The following is a 13,328-nucleotide window of genomic DNA, read 5'->3' on the forward strand; positions in this document are numbered from 1 at the left end:
AAGCACCCGTCATCGGGTGCTTTCCTTTTGCTCTAAGGGCTTTAATTGATTTTTTGGAAGATGGAGATGGAGCGGTCGGAATGTTCGTAATACACTTCCATGCCCATGTTTTCCACGATAAAGCGCAGGGGCACGAGGGTGCGGTCATCTCGAATGGTGGCGCCCACATCCAGGGCCACGGTGTTGCCGTCTATGGTGGCTTCGTTTTTGTCCGCAGGCAGGCCGATGGTGTGGCCCTTGTAGTTTACGATGGCCGTGCGGTTTTCATTGTCCCAGCTCACTTCGGCACCGTAGGATTCCATTAAGAAGCGCAGGGGCACGAGGGTGCGGTCCTTTTGAATCACCGGCGTCGTGTCCATGGTGCGGTTTTCACCGGCGAAGGTAAAGTTTTTCTTGCCCACGGTCATGCGCACTTTCGCGTATCCCGGCGATTCTTTCACATAGCTCGCCGTGTTGGGGCCGAAGTTTGCCTTGTAGAGCACATAGGCGCCTTCCGCTTTTTCTTGGCGGAAGATGGCGACGGGTTCTTTCACACCGGCGCCGGGCATTTTCCAGCTGCTCGTGTCCGCTTTTGCCGCGCCTCGTTCCACGGTCCAGGCGATTTGGGCGGGATCGAGGACGACGCTTCGGCCGGCTTTGGTGACGCCTTTCGGTGCCAGGGTTATGGTGTTGCCGTTATCTTTGGCGACGAGGGTGAAGCTTTTTAATGCGCCGGGGCTTTGAATGTCCACGGGCAGGGTGATGTTGACGCCGCCTGTGGTGGTTAAGACGATGTTGGTCTTGCCCACCTTCGGCGAGAGGAAGCGGCTGTAGATCCAGGCGCCTCTGCCGAAGGTGCTGTCCGTTAAGCTGTAGCCCACGTTTTCGACTTTGATGGGGTGGTAGTTGCTGTCCCAGGCCTTGCCCAGCTTGTAGGTGGCCACTTCGCCCAGAACCAAGTGGCGGGGGCCTGCAATTTCGCCGGCTGAAAGGGCGGTTTTCGGCGCTTTGTTCATGACGCCGATGCCGTTGACGATGCGCCGCTCGGCGCCGTTTCTCTCGGGGCGGGTGATTTTCGTGTTTTTGAAATCCCCGTGGCCGCGGGCCACCATGGTGGTGGAGCCGCCGCCGTCTAAGTTAATGGCTTTTTCTACGCCTAAAGCGGCCACGGTGGCTGCCCATTCATCGAGCTTCATGCCGCGGCTTTTGCTCGTGCGGCCTTCCGTGGCCACGAGGTAGACGGTTTTGCGGTCTTTTGAAATGGCCGCGGCGCTTCTGGCCCGGTAGCCGTCGATGGAAGCGGCGTCCATGAGGTAGGGTTGGGGCCGGCCGCCGTTTACTAAGAGGGCGTGGCCGCCGATTAAAAAGCGCCAGTTTCTGTCCGGGCTCACGCGGTAATCCAAGCGGAGTTTTTGCCCGGGCTTCACGTGGTTTCGAATGAAGTCTTTGGCCCGTCCGTTGACCTGCAAAATGTATTTGCCCTTGGGGGTGACCATGGGAATGGGCTTATCTAATGAAATGCGCTCCACGACGAAATTGCTGTTGACCAACACTTCGCCGCTGCCTCTCAGGCCGCGGGAGGGGGCGGTCCAAAAGTCGTTGTACAATTGGATGCTGTCTTTGTGGGAGGGGACTTGGGTGTGATTAATGATGTAGTCGGTTTTGTTTAAGCCGCTGATTTTGTAGTGGGCGCCGTCTTGGGCGGTGGCGCGGCCGTTGAAGGTGAAGCTTTCGATGTAGGCGTTTTTCCCGCTGTCGATGCCGAAGGCGAAAAGGCCCACGGATTCCAGAGGCGAAGACTGAAGCTTGCCGCCGACGACGGAGGGGCCGAAGGGGGCGCCTTGCTTGGACATATTGAAGAAGTCGCCGTTAATGCCGGCGTAGGCGTCGGTGCGATCGGCCATGTGGCTCACCGTGTCTTTGCGGGTGTAGTTGCCCGCCCCGGCCATGACCTCGAGATCCGCCCCGGGATTATTCAGATCCACTTGGATCACATCGACGATGTGGTTTCTGCCGCCGATGGTTGCGGAAAGCTCGCGGCGCACGACGCCGGGGGAGACGGTGGTGCGTCCGTTTTCTCTTAAGGAGACGGCCCGTGCCCCTTGGGGAATGAGAAGGATCAGGGCCAAAGTACATAAAAATAAAATTTGCCTTTTAACTCGGTTCAAATAAAACACCTCTTTCTTTCTTCCATTGTACTGGAAAATGGATTTTTCGTGGGTGTTAATCCCGTTACAAATCTTCTGCAAGGTTGCGGCCGTCGATTTTTCTGTAAAACTGATTGTCTGCCGGATCCAGCGGCGGCAGATCGTAGCCCATACGTTGCATTTCGTTGAGCTTAAAGATCATAAGGTTCACGTCCACGGAAAAGGCCCGGGCCATGTCCATGTAGGAGTAGCCCGCCCGGGCCATGGCATAAACCGCCTCGTCTTCTAAAAGGAAGTGGGCGGAGAAAATATTGGCCTCAAGCTCCATGGCGTCGGTTAAGTGAAAGAGGGTGTACTCGATGAGCTCCTCCTTCTCGGCGTGGTGGCGGTGGTACAGGTGGTGGCCCAGCTCGTGGGCCAGGACCATGCGCTGAATCGGCGCCGGCACCCGGTCGTTGTAAAAGACGAAGGGCTTATTCAGCACCATTTTGTACATGCCCAAAAGCTTTGTGGAAGTGGCCATGGTCACGAGGCCCACGCCCAAAGCCTCCAGCGCCGCCTTGGGATCGGTCCCGTAGCGTGTCCGCAGGTCATTGGCATCGTCGTAAAGGTGGCGGTAGCGATTATGCATCTTCGTCATGGGAGGATCCCGCCTTTTGGGCTTCGCTTTCCAGCTTCGCGCGGAAATAAGCTTCCTGTATGGCCTCAAACACCGCCTGCTTGTCCTCGTCGTCCAGCTTGCCTCCGGCGAAAAGGCCGATAACTCCGTCCACCAATTCCCGGGCGTCTTTGGCGCCGCTTTCTCCCCAGCGGGCCTCGGCCGCCAAGATAAAGGCGTCTTCTTCCGTGAAGAAATAGGCCTTGGGCACGTGAAAAAGCGCAGCCAGGGCGTCGTAGGTGGCGTTGTGGCGGGGGCGCAGGCCGCCGGTTTCGTAATTGGATATGGTGCGCAACGAAAGGCCCAGGGCCTCGGCCAAATCCTTTTGCGTCATGCCTTGCGCTTTGCGCAGAGTTTTAATTTTTTCTCCGAATGTCATAGGTCACCTCGAAATAGATAAACGCAATTGAATTGCGTGTTTGCGAAAAAGCACCTTGAAATATGCAATACAGTTTCGTATTATGGAAATAAATAGGAAATCGAATTGCGTAAATCATAGAATGAATTGCGCCTTTTGTCAAGAAAGGATCGCCATGAAACGGGTTATTTTACATTCGGACATGAACAATTGCTATGCCTCCATTGAAATTCAGAGAAACCCCGCCCTTCGGGGCAAGCCCCTGGTGGTGGGCGGCTCTGTGGAAGATCGCCACGGCATCGTCCTGGCCAAGTCCGTGGAGGCGAAGGCTTTGGGCATCAAAACCGGCGAGGCCCTGTGGCAGGCGAAAAACAAATGCCCGAACCTCATCGTGGTGGCGCCTCACTACGAAGTGTATTTGGATTTTTCCAGAAGGGCCCGGGCCATTTACTACGACTACACCAATCAGGTGGAGCCCTTCGGCCTCGACGAGTGCTGGCTGGATGTGACGGGGAGTGTGCATCTCTTCGGCACAGGGGAAGCCATGGCCCACGCCATTCGCCGGCGCATGAAAAAAGAATTGGGCATTACGGTCTCCGTAGGCGTGAGCTTTACAAAGACCTTCGCGAAGCTGGGAAGCGACATGAAAAAGCCCGATGCCGTCACGGTCATCGGCGAGGCGGACGTGGCGAGGAAGGTCTACCCCCTTCCCGCCGACGCCATGATCGGCATCGGCCGCAAGACGAAGGAGAAGCTGCGGGCCGTGGGAATCCACACCTTGGGGGATTTGGCCGCGGCGGACGTGGCCCTTTTGAAAAGTCGCCTGGGGATCAACGGCGAGAAGCTTTGGAAGAAGGCCCGAGGCATGGAGGAGGAACCGGTGCGGGATCGGGACGACCTTCTCCCCGTAAAAAGCGTGGGCAACGGCATCACCCTTCGGGAAGATTTAAAAAGCCCCGTGGAGGTGCGGCGGATTTTTCAGATTCTCGCCCTGAATGTGGCGCGCAGGCTCAGGGAAGGGGAGCTTATGGCCCGAGGCGTCGAAATTCATTTGCGGGATAAAGATTTAAGAAGCATGACCTTTCAGCGCATGCTTCCCACCGACGGCGCCTCTTCTTTTTTGCTGAGAGACAGCGCCTTCGATCTTTATCGGGAGAAGGTGGATCCCAAAAGGGCCATTCGCGCCGTCACCCTCAGGGCCACGAATCTCGTGCCGAGGAAGGCGGCGGTGCAATTAGATTTTTTTTCAAATAGCGAAAAAAAGAAAAAAGAAGAGGATTTAGACCGGGCCATTTATACAATTCGTCGCCGTTACGGGGAGGATGCCATAACTTTTTTAGGGCTCCTGAACGATACGAAAATGCCCATTCATACCCATGATGTCATCACCTTGCCCCATCCCGTCTTTCGATAAGCGTTTAAAAACTCCCGAAAACAGGGTAAATAGATTGAATAGGACATGAAGATCCGATAAAATAAGGAGATAGACAGGAAGAGGAGGTGGTGTCCGTGAAAAAGTCGCCTTACACCGGCTTGGCTTTAATTACACAGGTGGGGTTGAATGTCCTTCTGCCTATATTAGGCTGTATGCTCGCAGGTGCGTGGCTGGACAAAAAAACGGGGGGAAGCGGATTGTTTCTTCTGCTTTTCACCCTTCTGGGCATCGCCGCCGGCGTCATGAACATTCTTCGCTTAGGCAAGAAGCTATGAAAGATCGTTTCACCAACGAATACATCGCCCTCACTGCGGGGTTTTCCCTCGTGGTATCGGGGGTGCTTCTTATGGCCTTGAAAGATCCGAAGCCCGCTGTTTTGGGCTGGATCTTCGGCTCGCTGATTGCCATGGCTATGTTTAAGCTCATGTACTTTACCTTGCTCCGCGCCGTGGACAAACCCGAGGCGCAGGCGTCGCGCTATGCAGGTATGCACTACCTGTTTCGCTTCGCCCTTTACGCCGCGGTACTGGTGGTGGCGGCCAAGGCGGAGTATTTGAGCCTTGTGGGGACGTTTTTCGGTCTATTATCCGTCAAGTACGTGATACTTTTCAGAAACATGTTCGACTATCTTCGCAGTAAGAAAGGAGGGGGCTTTTGAAACGAGGCATCGTCTTTCACGCAGGTGATAAGACCATATGGCTCCACGAATCCTTGTTCACGACCTTCGTCATCGTGCTCGTGCTCGGGATTCTCAGCTTATATATTCACTCGAAAATAAAAAAAGCCGACTTCAAGGAAAAACCCACGGGATTTCTGCACATCGTCGAGATTCTCGTCGAGGCGGTCAACAATCTGACCGTGCAGACCATGGGCGAGCACAACAAGGGATTTGCCCCTTACATGCTCTCCTTGGGCGCGTTCTTAGTGTGCGCCAATCTGTCCGGGCTTTTGGGCTTTGTGCCGCCGACAAGCGACTACAATGTTACCCTGGCACTCGCTTTAATTACCTTTGCCATGATCCACTTCTTCTCCGTTAAGACCAAGGGGATCGGAGGCTACTTAAAGCAATACACCGAGCCCATCGCCATTTTAACGCCCATTAATATTTTAGGGGAGCTGGCTAATCCCATCTCACTCAGTTTCCGTTTGTTCGGTAACATATTAAGCGGCATGTTAATTATGAGTCTGGTCTATCAGGGAATAGGGTTGATCTCAAAATTTATTATTCCCCTCGTCGCGTGGCCCTTACACGGCTATTTCGACGTATTCAGCGGCATGTTGCAAACCTTCATCTTCCTCATGCTGTCCATGACTTACATTAACTCGGACATGGCGTCCCCGGAAGAAATCGCAGAGAGAAAAGCAAAAAAGCAGTCGTAACCATATAAAAAGTGTAGGGAGGAAAACACTATGCAAATCACCAGTGAAGCGTTCATCTTAGGTTGCTCGGCCATCGGCGCCGGTTTAGCAGTTATTGCAGGTATCGGCCCCGGTGTCGGTCAAGGGTATGCGGCAGGTCAAGCGGCAGCCGCCGTCGGACGTCAACCGGAAGCGAAAGCGGACATCGTACAAACCATGCTTCTCGGTCAAGCCGTTGCGGAAACCACGGGTATCTACGGCCTGGTCATCGCCATTATCTTGTTATTCGTCAAACCCTTATTAGGCTGATTAAAGGCGCAGAGAACCGAAAGGAGTTGTCCCTATGGAAATTTTTGTCGTGCCGGACATATGGAATGTGTTGGCACAATGGGGCGCCACACTTATCCTGTTTCTCGTCATTCGCCACTTTGTCTATGAGCCGATGAACGAATTTCTGACAAAAAGGCAAAACAGCGTCGTCTCCGAAATCGAAGAGGCGGAGGAACTGTTGCGTGAAGCGGAAGACCTTCGCGCCAAATACAAGGATAAATTACAACAGGCCCGCAAAGAGGGGGCGGAAATCATCGAAGCCTCCAGAGAACGGGGCCGCGACTTGGAAAAATCCGCCGAGGAAGAAGCCAAGGCCCATGCGGCAAAGATCATCGATAAAGCGGAAAAAGACATCGCCCTGGAAAAGGCCCAAGCCTTAAAAGACGTGCGCGATGAAACCGCCGACCTCGCCGTAATGATCGCGGAAAAACTGTTAAAAGACAATATCAACGAAAAAAATCAAGACGCATTGGTAGACGGCCTGATCGAAGACTTGGAGAAGAACCATGTATGACGAAGGCCTGAGCAAATACAGCATCGCTCTCTATGAGGTGCAGGAAGTATCCGGCGAGGATATGTTGGATAAGCTGGACGATGTGCGGGAGGTATACAAAGACAAAACCTTCCTCATGGCCCTGTCCCATCCGAAAATTCGCCCGGAACAAAAACACGCGTTAATTAAAAAAGTGTTTGGCGACACATTGCCCGAGCCCTTGTTTAATTTGCTCTACGTCGTGGCCGATCACGGCCGCTCGAATCGCTTGGTACGCATTTTAGATGCTTACGAAGATTTGTGCTACGAAGCCAAAAACATCGAGCGGATCGTCGTCGTCGCGCCCATGTCCCTGTCCGATGAAAAAGCGGAAGCCATTCGCAAAGCCTACGGCAAAAACCGCCCGGGCCAAGTGGAAGTGAAGGTTAAAATCAATCCGAGCCTAATCGGCGGTGTGAAAATCATCACCGAAGACGGCGTCATCGACCGCAGCGTCTCGAGGCAGCTTGAGGATTTAGGGCGCAGCTTGAGAAAGAACCCATAGAGAGGTGAGACATGAATCTAAGATCAAAAGAGATCGGCGCCGTCATACGGGAGCAGATCAAAAATTATAATGTAGACTTGGTCATGGAAGATGTGGGCACCGTCATCGAAGTCGGCGACGGCATCGCCCGCATTTGGGGCCTGGAAAACGCCAAGGCCGGCGAGCTTATCGAATTTCCCGGCGGCATTTACGGCATGGTCCAAAACCTGGAAATGAACAATGTGGGCGTCGTTTTATTAGGCGACGGGGACATTAAAGAAGGGGACGAAGTTAAGGCCACGGGTAAAGTCGTGCAAGTCCCCGTCGGCGAAGGTCTTCTGGGCCGGGTGGTTAACGCCCTGGGCGCACCCATCGACGGCAAAGGCGACTACCCCTACGAAAAAACCATGCCCATCGAAAAAATCGCCCCCGGGGTCATTACGAGACAATCCGTCACCGAGCCCCTGCAAACGGGCACCAAGGCTATCGACGCCCTGTTCCCCATCGGCCGCGGCCAACGGGAGCTGATTATCGGCGACAGGCAAACGGGCAAGACCGCCATTGCCATTGACGCCATCATTAACCAAAAAGACACCGATGTCATTTGCATCTACGTGGCCATCGGTCAAAAGACCTCCACCGTGGCACAAATCGTCGACACATTGGAACAACACGAGGCCATGGATCACACCATCGTCGTGGCGGCCACGGCGGCGGAACTTTCGCCGATCCAATACATCGCCCCCTACGCCGGGGTCACCATGGCGGAAGAATTTATGGCCCAGGGCAAAGACGTACTCATCGTCTACGACGACCTGACGAAACACGCCGTCGCCTACCGGACCATGAGTCTTCTTTTACGTCGTCCGCCGGGACGGGAAGCATTCCCCGGCGACGTCTTCTACCTCCACTCCAGATTACTGGAGCGGGCGGCCCGCATGAGCGACGAATATGGCGGCGGATCCATTACGGCGCTGCCCATTATCGAAACCCAAGCCGGCGACATTTCCGCCTACATTCCCACCAATGTCATCTCCATTACCGACGGCCAAATCTTCCTGGAAACGGACCTGTTCTTCGCGGGACAACGGCCGGCCATTAACACGGGCCTTTCCGTCTCCCGGGTCGGGGGCGCCGCCCAAACGAAGGCCATTAAAAATGTGTCTTCCACCATGAAATTGGATCTGGCCCAATACAGAGACCTGGCATCCTTCGCCCAATTCGGCAGCGAACTGGACAAGGAAACCCAACGGACGTTGGCTCAAGGGGAACGGATGATGCGCATTTTGCGTCAACCCCAATACCGCCCCATGAAGCTGGAGCATCAAGTCTTGATCCTCTACGCCGTCACCAAGGGCTACCTCTTGGATGTGGAAGTGGACGATGTGTTGAATTTCGAAGAAGAGTACCTGCTCTATGTGGAAAATCACCATCCCGAACTCATCAAAGACTTGCGTGAGCAAAAGACCATGACCGATGCCATCGAAGACGCCATAAAAGCAAGCCTCGTCGAGTTTAAACAGACGCGATAGGAGGTTTTTATGGCATCTACGAGAGAAATTAAACGGCGCATTCGGGGCATCAACAGTATTTTACAAATTACCAAGGCCATGGAGATGGTCTCCACGGCCAAGCTTCGTCGCGCCCGCATTCGACTTGCCAAAACCAGACCTTACTTCCAAACCGTCGTCGACGACATTCAAGGCATTTTGGCCATTGTAGGTGATGATCATCCCCTTCTGGCGAAGCGGGAAAAAGAAACCATCCTCTACATCGTGCTTACCTCGGACAAGGGGCTGGCAGGCGGCTACAATGCCAATGTGCTGCGGCTTACCGAAAGCGCCATAAAAGACGACGGCTGTCGATCGAAGCTATTGGTGGTGGGCAACAAGGCCAAGGATTATTTCGAACGTCGCAACTACGACATCGTGAAATCCTACACCGGCCTAAGTGAAGACCCAAGCTATTCCCACGCCCAAGACTTGGCTGCCGTAGCCATGGAGCTTTACGAAAATAAAGAAGTGGACGCCATTCGAATCGTCTACACGAAATTTATTTCCACCATCAGCTACCAAGCCGGCATGACTTCCATCTTGCCCTCCGAGGATTTAAAAGCGAAGGACGATGCGCCCGCCCCTCGGACGCAAATCGAATTCGAGCCCTCGCCTCAATCGGTGCTGGATTACCTGATTCCCATGTATGTGGAGACGGCGATCTTCGGCGCCCTCATCGAAGCGGCGGCTTCGGAACAAGGATCCCGACGGGTATCCATGGAAAATGCGTCGGACAATGCCCACGACATGATCGACGAACTGCAAACCAATTACAACCGAGCCAGACAAGCGGCGATTACCAATGAAATCACCGAAATCGTCTCGGCTGCGGATGCTGTGCAATAGGAAGAGGTATCGGTATGCATGAGAATATAGGAACGATCTGCCAGGTCATCGGGCCTGTTGTAGACATCCAATTCGAGCAGGATCACCTGCCCGATCTGTTAAACGCCATTAAAATTCAAAACGACGAGGAAGTCCTTACCGTGGAAGTGGCCCAACACATCGGCGACGACGTGGTGCGTTGCATCGCACTGGGCGCCACCGACGGCCTGAAGCGTGGCATGGACGCCCAAAATACCGGCGCGGCCATTTCCGTGCCCGTAGGAAACGAAACTTTGGGGCGCATGTTCAATGTCCTCGGCCAGCCCATCGACGGCAAAGACGCCTTAAAGGGCGGGGAAACCATGCCCATTCACAGAAAGGCCCCCACCTTCGAAGATCAGGACACGTCCAATGAAGTCTACGAAACGGGGATCAAGGTCATCGACCTCCTTTGCCCCTACGCCAAGGGCGGCAAGGTCGGCCTCTTCGGCGGGGCCGGCGTCGGCAAAACCGTGTTGATTCAAGAGCTGATCCACAACATCGCTCAGGAACACGGGGGGATTTCCGTCTTCACCGGTGTCGGCGAACGCACCCGTGAAGGGAACGACCTTTACTACGAAATGATCGACTCCGGCGTCATCGACAAGACGGCCCTGGTCTTCGGTCAAATGAACGAACCGCCGGGAAGCCGGATGCGCGTCGCCTTAACGGGCCTTACCATGGCGGAATATTTCCGCGACGAAGCCGGCCAAGACGTGCTACTCTTTATCGACAATATCTACCGCTTTACCCAAGCGGGGAGTGAAGTCTCCGCCCTCTTGGGCCGCATGCCTTCCGCCGTCGGCTACCAACCGACGCTCGCCACGGAAATGGGCGCCCTTCAAGAGCGGATCACTTCCACGAAAAAAGGCTCCATCACCTCGGTCCAAGCCGTCTACGTTCCCGCCGACGACTTAACCGACCCGGCGCCTGCCACCACCTTTAACCACTTAGACGCCACCACCGTTCTTTCGAGAAACATCGCCGGCATGGGCCTTTATCCCGCCGTGGATCCCTTGGACTCCACCAGCCGCATTCTCGATCCCAATGTGGTCGGCGAAGAGCACTACGCCGTGGCGCGCCACGTACAGGAAGTGCTTCAAGAGTACAAAGACCTGCAAGATATTATCGCCGTTTTGGGCTTGGAAGAATTGTCCGAAGAACAACGGACCACCGTGGCCCGGGCGCGGAAGGTGCAACGGTTCTTGTCGCAACCTTTCAGCGTCGCCAGCCAATTTACCGGCATCGACGGCAAGTATGTGCCCATCGAAGAAACGGTGCGGGGATTTAAGGAAATCTTAGAAGGCAAACACGACGACGTGCCCGAATCCGCCTTCCTCTTTGTCGGAGGCATCGACGAAGTTTTAGAAAAAGCCGCGGCAGCGGAAAAAGAAGCACAAGCCGCCCCGGTTCAGGCTGAAGGGGAAGAAGCGAAAGAAGGGGATGAACAATGATCGACCTGCGCCTGGTGACCCCCCACGCCGACGGCTTTGAAAAGCAGGTGGACAAAGTCATCGTTCGCGGGATCTTAGGCGATATGATGCTCATGGAAAATACGGCGCCTATCGTCACGCCCCTGGCTTACAACATCATGAAGGTTTATATGGACGGCGGCGTAAAAATCGGCGTCGTGCATGGCGGTTACGTGTCCATGAAAGACAATGTGGTCACCATCGCCACCACTGCCTTCGAGTGGACCTACGACATCGACGCCACGCGGGCGCAAAAGGCCAAAGACCGTGCCGAGGCATGGATTCAAGAAGCCCGCGCCAAGGGGGAAGATGTGAATCGCCAAAGCTATAAAGAAGCCAAGCTTTCCCTGTTGAGAGCCATTAACCGCTTAAACAATGCGGAAAATTAAAAACAGCCGTCGGAGATACCGGCGGTTATTTTTATGGAAAGAAAGCCGGCCAATCGACCGAAAACGGCGACAATTCAATGAATTCTTTTAGAAATCCCCGGCGCCGCCTTTGTAGAATGCTTTTTCAAGGCGTGTTATAATAAATTCACAAATAGACGCGTATGCAGTGCGATTAAGAGATGAGGACAAGATGAAAGACTTTGCGGATTTTACCCATCGATTCAGAATAAAAAATTCATTGCCCGGGGTGTTGACCACCCTGTTTCTTTACGGCTTTTTATTTTTCATACAATTTGCCTTGATTTATGCCGTGGGGCACTTTCTGAAAGAGAACAAAGACCTGTTCCAATGGGTCTTTTTCGTCTTGGACTTAGGGGTCGGGCTGCACATCGTCAACGACCGGAGGAACGACCCGGTGTACAAAGTGGCCTTTCTCTTTACCATGATCGTCCTGCCCTTGTTCGGCGCCTTTCTCTATATTTTGAGCAAGTGGGACATTATGCGCCGCTGGTTTTCGGAAAAATTCGAAATTTCGAAGAAGAAAAACTTTACTTACTACCGCCAAGATCCCGAAATCATGGAAGAGACGCGCCTGGCGGATCCCCTCTTTTATAACACGGCGCGCTTTTTATGGAATCAGGAAGATTTTCCCATTTACCGCAACGGAGAATGCGATTATTACCCTCTGGGCGAAGACTACTGGCACCGCATGCTGGAAGAATTGGAGAAGGCGGAAAAATTTATCTTCATGGAATACTTCATCGTCCAACAGGGGGAAATGTGGGACAGCATTTTAGACATACTGAAGCGGAAAGTGCAAGAGGGCGTGGAAGTGCGCCTTATGTACGACGGCACGGCGGTACTTACGAAGCTGCCCATTAACTATCCCCAGGCCATGGAAAAATTGGGCATTAAGACCAGGGTCTTTAAGCCCATCGTGCCGGTGTTGAGTCTGTACCAAAACCACCGGGACCACCGAAAAATTTTGGTCATCGATAACAAGGTGGCCTTTACCGGCGGGATCAATTTAGCCGACGAATACGTTAACCTCACGGCCCCCTTCGGCCGGTGGAAGGACACCGGGGTCACGATCTACGGCGCGGCGGTGCGCTCCTTCACCAATATGTTTTTGTCCATGTGGGATGTAAACGCCGACGATCCGGAAAGCTTCCGGCCCTACATTATGCCTCCGGAAGAAGAATACAAAGGCAAGAAGACGGGCTATGTGATTCCCTTTGGCGACGACCCCTACGGCAAGAACCGAGTGGGAAAAGAAGTCTACAACGACATGGTGAATCAGGCGGTAAATTATCTGCACATTATGACGCCCTACTTAATTCTCGACGACGAAACCAAGAGCGATTTGATTCACCTGGCCCACACGGGGACCGATGTAAAAATCATTACGCCCCACATTCCCGACAAGAAAATCGTCTTTCGTGTAACCCGCAGCTACTACAAGGAGCTGATCCGAAACGGCGTCGAGATCTACGAATACACGCCGGGCTTTATCCACGCCAAGAGCTTCGTCTCCGACGATCGGAAGGCCGTGGTGGGCACCATTAACTGCGACTACCGCTCCCTGTTTCTCCACTTCGAATGCGGCGCCTACTTTTACGATCAGGCTATGGCCCGAAAGGTGGAGGCGGACTTTCAGGAAACCCTCAAGGAATGCACGCCCTTTACCATGGATATGTGTATGGAATTTAATTACTTCCAACGAGCCGCCGGCCGCGTGCTCCGTATTTTCGCCCCCATTATGTAGGAG

At 53.9% G+C, this 13,328-nt stretch carries 15 protein-coding genes; 12 read left to right on the top strand and 3 right to left on the bottom strand.

Annotation, left to right across the window (positions count from 1 at the left end):
* Positions 1-41: 41 nt before the first annotated feature.
* The 3 genes from WKT05_RS05525 to WKT05_RS05535 all read right to left on the bottom strand — a co-directional run bounded on the left by WKT05_RS05525 (position 42) and on the right by WKT05_RS05535 (position 3,163).
* On the bottom strand, positions 42-2,147 hold the full coding sequence (locus WKT05_RS05525) for a stalk domain-containing protein (protein ID WP_340413253.1): 2,106 nt from the start codon (positions 2,145-2,147) through the stop codon (positions 42-44).
* Between the two features lie 64 nt (positions 2,148-2,211).
* Positions 2,212-2,766: an ImmA/IrrE family metallo-endopeptidase gene (locus tag WKT05_RS05530; RefSeq protein ID WP_340413254.1), complete on the bottom strand. Its 555-nt coding sequence runs from the start codon at positions 2,764-2,766 to the stop codon at positions 2,212-2,214.
* Positions 2,750-3,163 carry a helix-turn-helix domain-containing protein gene (locus WKT05_RS05535; RefSeq protein WP_340413255.1) on the bottom strand — a complete coding sequence of 138 codons (414 nt, stop codon included), beginning with the start codon at positions 3,161-3,163 and terminating at the stop codon, positions 2,750-2,752. Before WKT05_RS05535 ends, WKT05_RS05530 begins: the two co-directional genes overlap by 17 nt.
* Before the next feature lie 154 nt (positions 3,164-3,317).
* Between WKT05_RS05535 and dinB the strand changes: the two genes are divergently transcribed.
* From dinB to cls, 12 genes are all read left to right on the top strand, one after another.
* Positions 3,318-4,556, top strand: a complete 1,239-nt coding sequence (gene dinB, locus WKT05_RS05540) for a DNA polymerase IV (protein WP_340413256.1) — start codon at positions 3,318-3,320, stop codon at positions 4,554-4,556.
* Between the two features lie 95 nt (positions 4,557-4,651).
* A complete protein-coding gene (locus tag WKT05_RS05545; RefSeq protein WP_251374965.1) occupies positions 4,652-4,852 on the top strand; it encodes an AtpZ/AtpI family protein in 201 nt (66 codons plus the stop codon).
* Positions 4,849-5,235: an ATP synthase subunit I gene (locus WKT05_RS05550; protein ID WP_215508656.1), complete on the top strand. Its 387-nt coding sequence runs from the start codon at positions 4,849-4,851 to the stop codon at positions 5,233-5,235. Before WKT05_RS05545 ends, WKT05_RS05550 begins: the two co-directional genes overlap by 4 nt.
* The gene (atpB, locus tag WKT05_RS05555; protein ID WP_340413257.1) at positions 5,232-5,957 is read left to right on the top strand and encodes a F0F1 ATP synthase subunit A; all 726 of its coding nucleotides are present in this window, start codon (positions 5,232-5,234) and stop codon (positions 5,955-5,957) included. Before WKT05_RS05550 ends, atpB begins: the two co-directional genes overlap by 4 nt.
* 30 nt (positions 5,958-5,987) lie before the next feature.
* Positions 5,988-6,245 carry an ATP synthase F0 subunit C gene (atpE, locus tag WKT05_RS05560; protein WP_108831996.1) on the top strand — a complete coding sequence of 86 codons (258 nt, stop codon included), beginning with the start codon at positions 5,988-5,990 and terminating at the stop codon, positions 6,243-6,245.
* A gap of 34 nt (positions 6,246-6,279) precedes the next feature.
* Positions 6,280-6,780, top strand: coding sequence for a F0F1 ATP synthase subunit B (gene atpF / locus WKT05_RS05565; protein WP_215508658.1), 501 nt, complete (start codon positions 6,280-6,282; stop codon positions 6,778-6,780).
* Positions 6,773-7,303 (top strand): ATP synthase F1 subunit delta, encoded by a 531-nt coding sequence (atpH, locus tag WKT05_RS05570; RefSeq protein ID WP_340413258.1) that lies wholly within the window; start codon positions 6,773-6,775, stop codon positions 7,301-7,303. Before atpF ends, atpH begins: the two co-directional genes overlap by 8 nt.
* An 11-nt stretch (positions 7,304-7,314) precedes the next feature.
* Positions 7,315-8,814 carry a F0F1 ATP synthase subunit alpha gene (gene atpA, locus WKT05_RS05575; RefSeq protein ID WP_340413259.1) on the top strand — a complete coding sequence of 500 codons (1,500 nt, stop codon included), beginning with the start codon at positions 7,315-7,317 and terminating at the stop codon, positions 8,812-8,814.
* A 9-nt stretch (positions 8,815-8,823) separates the two neighbouring features.
* On the top strand, positions 8,824-9,681 hold the full coding sequence (atpG, locus tag WKT05_RS05580) for an ATP synthase F1 subunit gamma (protein ID WP_340413260.1): 858 nt from the start codon (positions 8,824-8,826) through the stop codon (positions 9,679-9,681).
* A 14-nt stretch (positions 9,682-9,695) separates the two neighbouring features.
* Complete coding sequence (gene atpD, locus WKT05_RS05585; protein WP_340413261.1) at positions 9,696-11,153, top strand: F0F1 ATP synthase subunit beta; 1,458 nt, start codon at positions 9,696-9,698, stop codon at positions 11,151-11,153.
* The gene (locus WKT05_RS05590; RefSeq protein ID WP_340413262.1) at positions 11,150-11,560 is read left to right on the top strand and encodes a F0F1 ATP synthase subunit epsilon; all 411 of its coding nucleotides are present in this window, start codon (positions 11,150-11,152) and stop codon (positions 11,558-11,560) included. The genes atpD and WKT05_RS05590 overlap by 4 nt, the downstream gene beginning before the upstream one ends.
* Before the next feature lie 190 nt (positions 11,561-11,750).
* Positions 11,751-13,325, top strand: a complete 1,575-nt coding sequence (gene cls, locus WKT05_RS05595; protein WP_340413263.1) for a cardiolipin synthase — start codon at positions 11,751-11,753, stop codon at positions 13,323-13,325.
* Positions 13,326-13,328 lie beyond the last annotated feature (3 nt).

It is taken from the genome of Peptoniphilus sp. HCN-40583, from assembly GCF_037892835.1.
Classification (GTDB): domain Bacteria; phylum Bacillota; class Clostridia; order Tissierellales; family Peptoniphilaceae; genus Aedoeadaptatus; species Aedoeadaptatus rachelemmaiella.

Coding starts and splice junctions, on each gene's coding strand:
- WKT05_RS05530 (WP_340413254.1), bottom strand. CDS start 2,766: ATGACGAAGATGCATAATCGCTACCGCCACCTTTACGACGATGCCAAT.
- WKT05_RS05535 (WP_340413255.1), bottom strand. CDS start 3,163: ATGACATTCGGAGAAAAAATTAAAACTCTGCGCAAAGCGCAAGGCATG.
- dinB (WP_340413256.1), top strand. CDS start 3,318: ATGAAACGGGTTATTTTACATTCGGACATGAACAATTGCTATGCCTCC.
- WKT05_RS05550 (WP_215508656.1), top strand. CDS start 4,849: ATGAAAGATCGTTTCACCAACGAATACATCGCCCTCACTGCGGGGTTT.
- atpE (WP_108831996.1), top strand. CDS start 5,988: ATGCAAATCACCAGTGAAGCGTTCATCTTAGGTTGCTCGGCCATCGGC.
- atpF (WP_215508658.1), top strand. CDS start 6,280: ATGGAAATTTTTGTCGTGCCGGACATATGGAATGTGTTGGCACAATGG.
- atpH (WP_340413258.1), top strand. CDS start 6,773: ATGTATGACGAAGGCCTGAGCAAATACAGCATCGCTCTCTATGAGGTG.
- atpA (WP_340413259.1), top strand. CDS start 7,315: ATGAATCTAAGATCAAAAGAGATCGGCGCCGTCATACGGGAGCAGATC.
- atpG (WP_340413260.1), top strand. CDS start 8,824: ATGGCATCTACGAGAGAAATTAAACGGCGCATTCGGGGCATCAACAGT.
- atpD (WP_340413261.1), top strand. CDS start 9,696: ATGCATGAGAATATAGGAACGATCTGCCAGGTCATCGGGCCTGTTGTA.
- WKT05_RS05590 (WP_340413262.1), top strand. CDS start 11,150: ATGATCGACCTGCGCCTGGTGACCCCCCACGCCGACGGCTTTGAAAAG.
- cls (WP_340413263.1), top strand. CDS start 11,751: ATGAAAGACTTTGCGGATTTTACCCATCGATTCAGAATAAAAAATTCA.